Annotated in this window: 10 protein-coding genes; 3 read left to right on the top strand and 7 right to left on the bottom strand. The window is 73.5% G+C overall.

All coding sequences use genetic code 11. The features are described 5' to 3' along the window. The 5 genes from ACXJKL_RS04710 to ACXJKL_RS04690 all read right to left on the bottom strand — a co-directional run. On the bottom strand, positions 1 to 1,796 hold a 1,796-nt coding region (locus tag ACXJKL_RS04710; RefSeq protein ID WP_457205901.1), incomplete at its 3' end, for a ComEC/Rec2 family competence protein. Between the two features lie 7 nt (positions 1,797 to 1,803). Beyond that, the gene (locus tag ACXJKL_RS04705; RefSeq protein WP_457205900.1) at positions 1,804 to 2,712 is read right to left on the bottom strand and encodes a helix-hairpin-helix domain-containing protein; all 909 of its coding nucleotides are present in this window, start codon (positions 2,710 to 2,712) and stop codon (positions 1,804 to 1,806) included. Positions 2,713 to 2,823: 111 nt separating this feature from the next. Next, the gene (locus tag ACXJKL_RS04700; protein WP_457205899.1) at positions 2,824 to 3,675 is read right to left on the bottom strand and encodes a DegV family protein; all 852 of its coding nucleotides are present in this window, start codon (positions 3,673 to 3,675) and stop codon (positions 2,824 to 2,826) included. Between the two features lie 140 nt (positions 3,676 to 3,815). Continuing rightward, positions 3,816 to 6,278 (bottom strand): leucine--tRNA ligase, encoded by a 2,463-nt coding sequence (gene leuS / locus ACXJKL_RS04695; RefSeq protein WP_457205898.1) that lies wholly within the window; start codon positions 6,276 to 6,278, stop codon positions 3,816 to 3,818. Between the two features lie 224 nt (positions 6,279 to 6,502). Next, positions 6,503 to 6,955 carry a DUF4870 domain-containing protein gene (locus tag ACXJKL_RS04690; RefSeq protein WP_457205897.1) on the bottom strand — a complete coding sequence of 151 codons (453 nt, stop codon included), beginning with the start codon at positions 6,953 to 6,955 and terminating at the stop codon, positions 6,503 to 6,505. A 179-nt stretch (positions 6,956 to 7,134) separates the two neighbouring features. On the opposite strand from ACXJKL_RS04690, the gene ACXJKL_RS04685 reads away from it, so the two are divergent. From ACXJKL_RS04685 to ACXJKL_RS04675, 3 genes are read left to right on the top strand one after another with little or no spacing between them, the layout of a single operon-like run. Further along, the gene (locus ACXJKL_RS04685; protein WP_457205896.1) at positions 7,135 to 7,665 is read left to right on the top strand and encodes an ArsR/SmtB family transcription factor; all 531 of its coding nucleotides are present in this window, start codon (positions 7,135 to 7,137) and stop codon (positions 7,663 to 7,665) included. Further along, entirely contained in the window at positions 7,662 to 8,906 is a 1,245-nt protein-coding gene (locus ACXJKL_RS04680) for an MFS transporter (RefSeq protein ID WP_457205895.1), read from the top strand. The genes ACXJKL_RS04685 and ACXJKL_RS04680 overlap by 4 nt, the downstream gene beginning before the upstream one ends. A 10-nt stretch (positions 8,907 to 8,916) precedes the next feature. Next, positions 8,917 to 9,678, top strand: a complete 762-nt coding sequence (locus tag ACXJKL_RS04675) for an SDR family NAD(P)-dependent oxidoreductase (RefSeq protein ID WP_457205894.1) — start codon at positions 8,917 to 8,919, stop codon at positions 9,676 to 9,678. A 9-nt stretch (positions 9,679 to 9,687) separates the two neighbouring features. Here ACXJKL_RS04675 and ACXJKL_RS04670 read toward each other — a convergent pair whose 3' ends face one another. Both ACXJKL_RS04670 and ACXJKL_RS04665 read right to left on the bottom strand, forming a co-directional pair. Further along, the gene (locus ACXJKL_RS04670) at positions 9,688 to 11,058 is read right to left on the bottom strand and encodes a DUF6226 family protein (protein ID WP_457205893.1); all 1,371 of its coding nucleotides are present in this window, start codon (positions 11,056 to 11,058) and stop codon (positions 9,688 to 9,690) included. A gap of 28 nt (positions 11,059 to 11,086) precedes the next feature. Further along, positions 11,087 to 11,908 (bottom strand): MIP/aquaporin family protein, encoded by an 822-nt coding sequence (locus tag ACXJKL_RS04665; RefSeq protein WP_457205892.1) that lies wholly within the window; start codon positions 11,906 to 11,908, stop codon positions 11,087 to 11,089. Between the last annotated feature and the right edge of the window lie 108 nt (positions 11,909 to 12,016).

The following is a 12,016-nucleotide window of genomic DNA, read 5'->3' as shown; positions in this document are numbered from 1 at the left end:
CGCGACACCGCCGCCGCCTCGCGCTCGACGAGGGCCACGCCGGACGCCGGGTCGCGCAGCCCCGTCACCTCCACCTCACCCACGGCGCGCCCGTCGAGCACCCCGGCGAGCCCGCCGACGTGGTCGTCGTGGAAGTGGGTCAGCACGACCAGGGGCACCGACGTGATCTCGAGGCGGCGGAGGCAGTCGTCCATGAGCACCGGGTCCGGGCCGGCGTCGACCACGACGCCGGCGCCCGGTCCCGCCCGCAGCACCAGGCCGTCGCCCTGGCCGACGTCGCACATGGCCAGGACCCAGTCGTCGGGCGGCCACCCCGGCGACGGTGGCCGGGTCAGCACCGTCACGACCAGCAGCACCGAGCAGCCGATGCCCGCGCTCCGGTGGCGCAGGATCCGGGGCGCCGCCACGACCGCCACCCCGCACAGCGCGGTCACGAGCACCAGGGCCATCGGCCCGGTCCCCCACGTGACCGACGCCGTCGGCAGGGCCGCACCGCGCCGGGCGACCACGACGATCCAGCCCACCGACCAGGCGGCCGGGGCGGCCACCACCTGGCCCAGGGGTGTCCACACCAGCCCGACCAACCCACCCGCCAGGCCGAGCACCGTGGCCGGGGCGATGGCCGGCGCGGCCAGCAGGTTGGCGAGGACCGCCACCAGGCTGATCTGGCCGGACAGCGCCGTGACCACGGGGGTGCACGCGACCTGCGCCGCCAGCGGCACCGAGACCGCCTCGGCGGCCCATCGCGGCAACCACTCCGTCAGCGCGTCCCGCCAGCCCGGTGCCAGGAACAGGATGCCCGCGGTCGCCAGCACGGACAGCGCGAAGCCGGCGGAGACGGCGAGACCGGGCACCACGAGCAACAGCGCCAGCACCGCCACGCCCAGGCACCGCGACCCGCGCTCGCGTCCGTTGCTGCCCATCCCCACCAGCGCGACCGTGCCCATCGCCGCCGCCCGCACCACGCTCGGCTCGGTGCGGGCGATGAGCACGAAGCCGACGATGCCGGCCGCGGCGACGACGTACGTCCAGCGGCCCCGCACCCCCAGCCACCGCGCCACGACGAGCAGGAAGCCGACCAGCAGGGTGAGGTTGGTGCCACTGACCGCCAGGAGGTGGGTCAGCCCGGTGGTGCGGAAGTCGTCGGCGAGCGCGGGGTCGAGCCCGCTGTCGTCCCCCACCACCAGCGCCGGCACCAGCTCCCGGGGATGCTCGGCACGCGGCGCGACGGACTCCCGGATCGAGTGCCGCACGGCCGCGGCACCCCGCCACCAGAAGTCGGGCCCCTCCACCACCTCGGGCCGACCTCGCACGCTCAGCAGCGCGGCCGCGCCGTCGTCCGCGGGCGCCAGCCGCCCCGACACCCGGACCCGCTCCCCCAGGGCGACCTCGAGCCAGTCCTCGTCGGCCAGCACGACCACCGGGCTGCGCACGGAGTACGCCGTGCCCCGACCCGCGACCCTGCGCACGTCGCCCCGCACCACCACGACGTCCCCGAAGCGGCCCTGGCTGACCCGGGGGTCGCTGGTGACCACCAACTCCACCGTCACCACGGCCCGCTGGGCGGCCAGGTCGTGCACCGGGCCCGCCGTCACGCCACCGGTGTGCAGGAGAGCGACCCCGGCCACAGCCGCCCCGGCCAGCGCGGCGCCCACGGCGGCCCCCTGCCGGCTGAGGAGGGCAGCGACGAGGGCCAGCACCACCAGCACGGCCGTCGCCCATGCGGGCAGCACGGCGGCCGCGAGCCCGCCCAGCCACGCCCCCGCCCCGAGCAGCGGGGTCCGGAGATCTCGCACCTCCGGCTCAGATCGTCACGTGGGGAGCGATCTGCGCCAGGGTCGCGTCTCCGATCCCGTCCACCTCGAGCAGCTCCTCGACGGCCGAGAACCCGCCGTGCTGGTCGCGCCAGGCGATGATGGCGCCCGCCGTCACCGGCCCCACTCCGGGCAACGTCTCGAGCGTCACGGGGTCGGCGGTGTTGAGGTTGACGAGGGCACCGCCCGTCGAGGCGCCCGGGTCACCGACCGTCGCAGGGACCCCCGGCGGGGCGGCCACCCCGACCAGGATCTGCTCCCCGTCGACCAGCGGGCGGGCGAGGTTGAGCGCGGTCAGGTCGACCCCCCGGCGCGCGCCACCGGCCGCCTCCAGGGCATCCACCACGCGCGAACCAGGCGGCAGCACGGCGATCCCGGGTCGCCGCACCCGGCCGGCCACGTCGACCGYGAGCTCGGCCGAGGACGGGGTTGCGACGCCCCCCGACGCCACACCCCCCGACGTGGCCGAGCCCGGTGCGTCCACCGGCTCACTCGCGCCGAAGGCCACCGAGCCGTCGGGACCGGCGGCCGGCACGTCCGCCAGCGGCTCGGAGACCGGTGCGAGCGGGGCCACCGCCACCGGCTCGGCCTGGCCGCGGATCACCAGCCAGGCCGCGACGCCGACCCCCACCGCCACCAGGACCGCCACCACCGCGAGGTGGGCGGGCGTCAGCCGCACCCGGTCGACGAGCCGGCGCGAGGCGTGTCGTCCCGGCACCGGGACCACCGGCACCTCGGACGGCTCCTCCCAGGGCGCCGGCGGCGGCTCCGGGCGGATCCGGGTGTGCTGGTGCCCGGGCACGGGGTCGCCGCGCACCGACGCCAGCTCGGCGCTCAGCGTCGCCAGCCGACGCGAGACGGCCTCGGCGTGCTCGGGTGAAGGGGGGCGACGTCGCATGCGTCGAACCTAGGAAGACGGGCAGGCGTGCGCCACCGGCGTACGCCTGCCTGTGGAGAACTGCGCCGGTCGTGGCGCCCGGGACGCCTCGTGGCCCGCCTCGCGGAGACGTCAGCGGGGTGCGACGCAGACCGCGACCATGCCCGGGCCCACGTGGGCGCCCAGGACGGCGCCGAGCTCAGCGCACCAGACCTCGCGGCCCTCGAGCTGGTCGGCGAGGCGCAGCGCCAGCCTGTCGGCCAGGGCCGCGGCCCGGTCGGGGCTGGCGAGGTGCGCGACGCACACGTCGACCGTCGAGCCGCCCGCCGCCTCCACCGCGAGGTCCTCCAGCCGGCTCAGGGCACGGGAGGCGGTCCGCACCCGCTCGAGGTTGGCGACCCTGCCCTCCTCGATGCACAGCAGCGGCTTGACCGACAGCGCCCCGCCCAGGATGGCGGCCGCGGCACCGATCCGGCCACCGCGTCGCAGGTACTCGAGGGTGTCCACGTAGAACAACGACGACGCCCCCGCCGCCCGGGCGCGGGCGACCTCCGCGGCCTCGGCGCCCGACGCGCCAGCGGCCAGCGCCTCGGCCGCCGACAGCGCCGCGAAGCCCGTGGCCACGCCCACCTGCCGGGAGTCGACGCAGTGGACCGGCACGTCCACCTGCTGCGCCGCGAGCTGGGCGGACTCGAACGTCCCGCTCATCTCCCCCGACAGGTGGATCGACACGATCTCGTCGGCGCCGCCGCGTGCCAGCCGCTCGTAGGCCTCGACCAGCGATGCGGGGGACGGTCGGGACGTGCTGACCGGCACGAAGTCGCGCAGGGCCTGCGCCACCCGCTCCGGCGTCGCGGACTCCGAGCCCTCGTCGTACACGTGGGCGCCGATGACCACCTGCAGCGGCACCACCACGATCCCCCGCTCCTCGGCCAGGTCGGCCGGGAGCGTGGCGGTCGAGTCGGTGACCACGACGACGGACATGGACCGAAGGCTAGTGGGTGGGACCCACCGCGCGGAGCCGAAGGTTGACGCGCACTCCCGTGGGTTCGCGCACGCTGCAACACGCGCCCACCCGCGGAATCACCGGGCAGCCGGTGATTCCGCGAGGGCGCGCTCACGCGTCAGACGACGATGTTGACCAGCTTGGGGGCGCGCACGACCACCTTGCGGACCTCGCGTCCGTCGATGGCGCGTACGACGCCCGCATCGGCCATCGCGGCCGCCTCCAGGTCGGCGTCGGTGATGTCGGGCGAGACCTCCAGGCGGGCCTTGACCTTGCCCTGGACCTGCACGACGGCCGTGACCGACTCCTCGACCAGCAGTGCCTCGTCGACCACGGGCCACCCGGCACGCGCGACGGTGGGCTGGTGGCCCAGCCGCTCCCACATCTCCTCCGCGGTGTACGGCGCGACCAGCGACAGCAGGACGGCCACCGCCTCGACGGCCTCGCGGACCGCCGGGTCGGCCCCGCCGGGACCCGAGTCGATCGCCTTGCGGGTAGCGTTGACCAGCTCCATGGTGCGGGCCACCATCACGTTGAAGCGGTGGGCCTCGACCAGGGTCTCCGCCTCGCGCAGGGTCTTGTGGGTCACCCGGCGCAGGGCCAGGTCGCCGCCGGCCGGGTCGGTCCCGGGGTCGCTGGTCACGTCGCCGCTCAGCCGCCACGCCCGCTGCAGGAAGCGCGCGGAGCCGCCGGGCGAGACGTCCGCCCAGTCGATGTTGTCCTCGGGCGGGCTGGCGAAGACCAGCGTCAGGCGGACGGCGTCGACGCCGAACTCCTCCAGCTGGGCGCCCAGGCTGACCCCGTTGCCCAGGGACTTGCTCATCTTGCGGCCGTTGTTGATGACCTTGCCCTGGGACAGGTAGGCCGAGAAGGGCTCGTCCCACCCGACCAGGCCCATGTCGCGCAGCGCCTTGGTGAAGAAGCGGGCGTACAGCAGGTGCAGCACGGCGTGCTCGTCGCCGCCGACGTACAGGTCGATCGGGCCCCACGCGTCGGCCAGCTCCTTGTCGAAGGCCTGGGTGTCGTCGTGCGGGGAGACGTAGCGGAAGAAGTACCAGGACGAGTCCACAAAGGTGTCCATGGTGTCGGTGTCGCGCTGGGCGGGCCCGCCACAGGTGGGGCAGGAGACGTTCACCCACTCGGCCGCGCCGCCCAGGGGCGAGGTGCCCTTGGGCTTCAGGTCGGCGCCACGCAGCTCGGGCAGCTCGACGGGCAGCTGGTCCTCGGGAACGGGCACCTCACCGTCGACCGGGCAGTGGATGATCGGGATCGGCGCGCCCCAGTAGCGCTGGCGCGACAGCAGCCAGTCGCGCAGCCGGAAGTTGATCGTCCCCCGGCCCAGGCCCTGGCGCTCCAGGTAGGCGATCGTCGTGGACTTGGCCTCGGCCACGCCCATCCCGGACAGGTCGATCTCGTCGTTGGCCGAGTTGATCGCCGGGCCGTCGCCGGTGAAGGCCTCGCCCTCCCAGTCCTCGGGCGGCTGCACGGTGCGCACGATCGGCAGGTCGAAGACCTGGGCGAACTCCCAGTCGCGCTGGTCCTGCCCGGGCACCGCCATGATCGCCCCGGTGCCGTAGTCGGCCAGCACGTAGTCCGCGGCGTACACGGGGATCCGGGTGCCGGTCAGCGGGTTGGTGGCGTGCACGCCCAGGAAGACGCCGGTCTTGGGCCGGTCGGTGGACAGCCGGTTGATCTCGGTCTCCTTGCGGACCTCGACCAGGTAGTCGTCCAGCGCCGGCCGCTGCTCGTCGGTCACCAGCTCGGAGGCCAGCGCCGCGTCGGCGGCCACCACCATGAACGTCGCGCCGAACAGCGTGTCGGGACGCGTCGTGTAGACGGTCAGCGCCTCCTCTCGACCCTCGACGACGAAGTCGACGTGGGCGCCCTCGGAGCGGCCGATCCAGTTGCGCTGGGAGTTGACGACCTTGTCCGACCACGTCGGCTGCAGGTCGTCCAGGCCGTCCAGCAGCTCCTGGGCGTAGGCGGTCGTGCGGAAGTACCACTGGGTCAGCTCGCGCTTGGTGACCTCCGCGCCGCAGCGCTCGCAGGCGCCGTCGACGACCTGCTCGTTGGCCAGCACGGTCTGGTCGTTGGGGCACCAGTTGACCGGGCTGTTCCTGCGGTAGGCCAGCCCCTTCTCGTGGAACTTCAGGAACAGCCACTGGGTCCACCGGTAGTACGACGGGTCCGAGGTGTTGAACCGGCGCGACCAGTCGAAGCTCACGCCGTACCGCTGGAAGGACTCCAGCTGGGTGGCGATGTTGTCGTAGGTGTAGTCGGCCGGGTGCGCGTCGTTGCGGAAGGCGGCGTTCTCGGCCGGCAGGCCGAAGGAGTCCCAGCCCATCGGGTTCATGACCTCGTAGCCCTGCTGCCACCAGTAGCGCGCGATGACGTCGTGCAGGGCGGTCACCTCGGCGTGGCCCATGTGCAGGTCACCGCTGGGGTAGGGGAACATTGTGAGCGCGTACTTCTTCTCGCGGGGGCTGTCGTCGTCGGCCCGGAAGGGCTGCAGGTCGTCCCACACCGCGCGCCACTTGGTCTCGGTGGCCTCGGTGTCGTAGGTCTCGCGCTCGTCGCTCATCGTGTGTTCCTTCGTGTCGTCCGTGCGGTGGTGCTGCTCCCCGACCGGTCCCGTCCGGGTCCGGGCATGAAAAAACCCCTCGCAGGGAGGGGTGGCCGCGCGACTCGTGGAGTCAGCGCGGCTGGCGAAGGAGCAGGGACTGCGTGCACATGCGGGACATCCTAGCGCCGTACGACGACCGGCGGCGACCCGGTTGTCGGGTCACCGCCGGTCGTGGGCGTGGCTCAGCGCACGAAGCGCGGCGTCATGGGCGGGTCCCACCACTCGCCGTTGTGGGCCTTGACGGCGCCGATCAGGTGCACCACGAAGGCGAAGACGAACGCGAGGCCGAAGGTCAGGAAACCGACGAGGACGAGCATCAGCGGGAACGAGACCAGCAGCACGATGCCGGTGATGATCTGCACGTTGAGCGAGTTGGCGGCGTGCTGGCGCACGAAGGGTCCGCGGTCCTTGTACATCAGGTAGATCACCAGCGACCCGATGAAGCCGAGCGTGCCCGCGGAGAGCACCATCGCGACGAGCGGGACCCAGTGCGCGGCGGACCCGAGGGTCCGCTCCTGGGCCGGCGAGATCGACGTCTGCGGCGCGCCGTAGTCGACCGGCGGCTGGTAGGCCGGCGGCTCGTAGGCCGGCCGGTCGCCGTACGGGTCGGACGGGTTCTGCGGTGACTGGCTCATGGTGACCTCCTGTGGTCTCTGTCCTCCACTCAACCACGCCGTCGGGCGGAATCCATCCCGAGTCAGGGGCGGACCAGGGTCGACTCAGGGGTCAGTGCGGGACGACCCCCCAAGAACTCCTTGACAGTAGGGCCGAGCGCGAGCGACGATGACTCCCCAACGACTGCTGGAGGGTCCACGTGGACGGCACGGACAAGGCCGCGATCTCGGCGCTGCGCTCGGTGGCGCACCCGGTGCGCCTGCGCATCCTCTCGATGCTCACCGCCCAGCCGATGAGTGCCGCAGAGGTCGCCCGCGAGCTCGACCTCACGCACGCCAACGCGTCGTACCACCTGCGGGTGCTGCACGACGCCGGTGAGCTCGTCGTCGAGAGCGAGGAGAAGATCCGCGGCGGCACCGCCAAGCGCTACCGGTACGTCGTGGGCGGCGACCCCGCACGCCCGTCCGGTCCCCCGACCGTCGAGGACGAGATCGCCTGGCAGCAGGCCACCCACTCCGAGATCGTGCGCCGGCTCGCCCAGCGCACGAAGGGACCCAGCAGCTCCTCGGACATCGAGACCTGGGTGACGCCCCAGACGTGGCGCGATGCCGTCGACATGGTGGCGGCCGCCATGACCCTCCTCCACGAGGAGGCGCGACCGCCACGGACCGAGGGCACCATCCACGTCAGCGCGTCCTCGCAGGCCTTCGTGATGGGAGACCCGTCATGAGCTGGGGCGACGCGCTCGCGCCCCTGCGCCGGCGCAACTTCGCGTGGTACTTCGCCTCGCGCCTCGTCAACACGCTCGGCACCATGATGGCCACCATCGCGCTGACCTTCGCAGTGCTGGACATCACCGACTCGGCCGCCGCGCTCGGCCAGGTGCTGGCCGCCCACACGATCCCGATGATCCTGCTGCTCCTGTGGGGCGGGGTCATCTCCGACCGGTTCCCCCGCACCCTGGTGCTCCAGGTCTCCAACGTCGCCTCGGCCGCGACGCAGGGCCTGATCGCGTTCCTCGTGCTGACCGGGCAGGCCGAGCTGTGGATGCTGATCTCGCTCTCGGCCGTCCACGGCGCGGTGTCGGCGATCTCCCTGCCGGCGATGGCCAGCGTGATGCCGCAGCTGGTGCCGCGCGAGCAGCTCCAGCCGGCCAACGCCCTGGTGGCCCTGACCCGCAACGGCCTCACCGTCATCGGCCCCACCGTCGGCGCCCTGCTCGTGGTGACCGCCGGCTCCGGCTGGGCGCTGGCCGTCGACGCCGTCACCTGGCTCCTGTCCGCGCTCCTCCTCGTCCCGGTGAAGATCCCCGCTCCGCCGGCCCGCGCCGAGCGGACCAGCACGCTCACCGAGCTCCGCGAGGGCTGGACGTTCTTCCGGGCGACCACCTGGCTGTGGATCGTCGTGCTCGGCTTCGGCTTCCTCAACGCCATCCACATCGGCGCGATCTTCACCCTCGGGCCCGTCGTCGCCGAGGACACCATCGGGCGGCAGGCCTGGGGCTACGTGCTCTCCGCGGAGGCGCTGGGACTGCTCGCCATGACCGTGGTGATGCTGCGCGTGCCGCTCCAGCGACCGCTCCTGTGGGGCATGGTCGGCTGCTCGGCGATGGCGGTCCCGATGCTGATGCTCGGGCTCGACCCTCACCTGGTCGCCCTGGTGGTGGCCGCCTTCATCGGCGGCGCCGGGATCGAGGTCTTCGGCATCGGCTGGAACCTCGCCATGCAGGAGAACATCGACGAGCGCATGCTCTCGCGCGCCTTCTCCTACGACATGCTGGGCTCCTACATCGCCATGCCCGTCGGCCAGCTCGCCTGGGGTCCCCTCGGGGCCGCCTTCGGCAACTCCCGCGTCCTGGTCGCCTCGGGCATCGCGTACGCCGCGATCTGCCTGCTCGTCCTCTGCTCGCGGTCCGTCCGGGACCTCCCCCGGCGTACGAGCGACGTCGAGGTCCCCGCGGCCGCTGGATAGGGTCGCGTCCATGACGACTCCCGAGATGTTCCGGCTCGACGACAAGGTCGCCATCGTGACCGGCGCCTCCAGCGGCCTGGGCGTGGCCTTCGCGCAGGGCCTGGCCGAGGCCGGCGCCGACCTGGTGCTCGGCGCCCGTCGTGCCGACCGTCTGGAGGAGACCGCCCAGCTGGTGCGCGACGCCGGCCGTCGCGTCCTCACGGTGCAGACCGACGTCGCCGACCCCGAGCAGTGCCAGGCACTCGTCGACGCCGCGATGTCGGAGTTCGGCCGCGTCGACGTGCTCGTCAACAACGCCGGCGCGGGCACGGCCGTCCCGGCCACCCGCGAGACGCCCGAGCAGTTCCGCTCGGTCATCGACGTCAACCTCAACGGCTGCTACTGGATGGCCCAGGCCTGCGGCCGGGTCATGCAGCCGGGCTCCTCGATCATCAACATCTCCTCGGTCCTCGGCATCACCACCGGCGGGCTCCCGCAGGCGGCCTACTCCGCGTCCAAGGCCGGCCTCAACGGCCTCACCCGCGACCTCGCCCAGCAGTGGACCGAGCGCAAGGGCATCCGGGTCAACTCGGTCGCTCCGGGGTTCTTCACGTCCGAGATGACCGACACCTACCCCGACGGCTACCTCGACCTGGCGATGCAGCGGGTGCCCGCCCGCCGCAAGGGCGACCCGGCCGAGCTGGCGGCCACGGTGGTCTTCCTCGCCTCCCCCGCCGCCGGCTACATCACCGGCCAGACGCTCCCGGTCGACGGTGGGATGACGATCGCCTGACGACCGTCGTCACAGCCAGGGCTCGCCCCGGACGACACCGTCGGTACGCCGCCCCGCGGCCGCCTCGTCCAGCCACCGCTGCTCCTCCCCGCGCTCGAAGGCGCCGGTCGCGCCCCAGCCGTTCAACGCCCGGGTGACGACCCGGTCACCCTCGCGCACGACGTACACCCCGCCGCTCAGCGCCAGCAGGAACGCGTCGTCGACGGTGGAGAGCAGGTCGGCCGAGCCGGTGTCGCAGGCGTCGCAGCCGCAGTCGGGCTGCCGGTCCAGGAGGTGGGTCGGCTCCCCCACGCCCACCAGCACGAACGCGTCGTCGACGTCCTGCATCGGCGCCCACCCGACCACGACGGGCACGGAGCCCTCCCGGCCCCGGAGCACCGTCACCCGGGTCGGACGCAGGTGCTGGTCGCCCACCCAGGCGATCTCGTCGGGCGGCACCGGGGTCGCCGAGCCCAGCCCGGCCGCCACGATCGCCTCCACCCAGGCATCGGCGCGCACCCCGAGCAGGCGGTAGCGCTCCGGGTCCTCGCAGCGGGAGTACTCCTCCTCGAGGGCGGGCTCGCCGCCCGGGTGCGGGTCCGGCCAGTCGCGGCGGTCGCCGCGCAGCCGGGCGAACTCTGCGTCGACGCCCGGGAGCAGTGCGGCCGCCCCGAACCGGCGCCGGTCCGGCACGACCGTCACCGCGACCTCGTCCAGGTGGAGCTGGGCGACCTCGGTCACCGGCAGCTCCAGCGCGAGCGACGTCGCGGGCCCCTCCCACGACGACGCCCTGTCCTGCCCCGCCTCCTCCACCGGCAGCAGGGTGAGGCCGACCCCGGCGGGGTCCCGGAAGACACGACGCGGCCAGTGGGACACGGCGGCGAACCCCAGGGCGAGGAGCAGGTCGGCGACCCGGTCGGGGTCGGGCGGGGTRAGCGTCACGTAGGACACCACGGGTCCGTCCGCGGGACCGGGTGCCATCGGCGTCGTCCACTCGATGAGGAACGGCAGGCCGGCGTCGTACGGCCCGGGGCCGACGTCAGACAGCCGCCACGCCACGGTGTCGCCGTCCGGGGTGAGGCGGGACCCCTTGGCGACCGGTTGCGGGTCGAAGCCCACGTCCAGCAGCGCCTCCCGCGCGACGTCGACGTCGTCGACCGCGACCGCCCACGCGATCGGCCCTGACGCCGACCGCACCCGGTCCAGCCACGGGTTGGACTCCTCATGGCCGGCGGCGATCAGCTCGACGTACGCCGCTCGCGGGCCGCGCACGAGCGCGTTGGCGGTCCCGACCGGGTGCGCGCCGCCGGGGACCGCCGCGATCCCCGCGCGGGTCCAGCGAGCGGCCGCCTCGTCGAGGTCGGCGACGGCGATGACGAGGTGGTCGAAGCGGGCAGCCATGCCGCGACCCTACGGTCGACGAGCGGGCTCAGATCCCCCGCGGGTCGTCGTCGAGGATGCCCTGCGCGGCGTCGGCGCCGGCCTGGGTGGGACCGCCCTTGAGGATGTACTCGAACCCCACCGCGACCATCGCTCCCGCCAGCGGTCCGACCAGGTAGATCCACCAGTCCGTGAGGTCGCCCGCGATCACCTCGGGCGCGAACGAGCGGGCCGGGTTCATCGACGCGCCGGTCACCGGTGCCGCCCAGACCGAGACCAGCCCGATGTAGCCACCCACGGCCAGCGCGCCGTTGAAGCCGATGTTCCGGGCGCCGGAGGCGGTCCCGAGGATGACGCTGACCAGGCCGAGGGTCAGCACCGCCTCGGTCACGACCGCGACCGTCAGGCTCACCTCCGTGGCCGGCTCGGTGGCACCGTTGATGATCCCGCCGTACATGGCCTCCAGGAACCAGGCGGCCAGCACCGCGCCCACGACCTGGGCGACGAGGTAGCCCGGCACCCGTCGCCAGGGGAAGTTGCCGCGCACGGCGAAGGCCAGGGTCACCGCCGGGTTCAGGTGCGCCCCGGAGATGGTGCCCATGAAGAAGATGATCGCCATCACCATGACCCCGGGCGCCAGGGCCTTCATGGCGAGCGTGAGGTCGGTGCCGTACGACGTCGCGCCGACCACGCCACCGCCGGCCGCGACCAGGACCAGCAGGAACGTCCCCCAGAGCTCGCTGAACAGCCGTCGGTACTCCAGCCCGGGGTTGGTGAACTCGACCTCCAGCCGCCGCATCCTCGCGGTGTGTCGGCTGAGCCAGGGAAGGAGCGGCTCCCCCTCCTCGGCGTGCGGCGATGCGTGCGTCATGGTCGTTCCACCTCCTGCGGGACACGTCCGTTCTACGTGCCTCGACAGGATCGCGGGTAGGGCCGTTCGGCCCGGAGTGGTCACCGCGAAATGCGATCAGGCCGGGCC

This window comes from Nocardioides sp. P5_C9_2, assembly GCF_054049555.1.
This window is presented reverse-complemented; position numbering and strand designations above follow the sequence as displayed.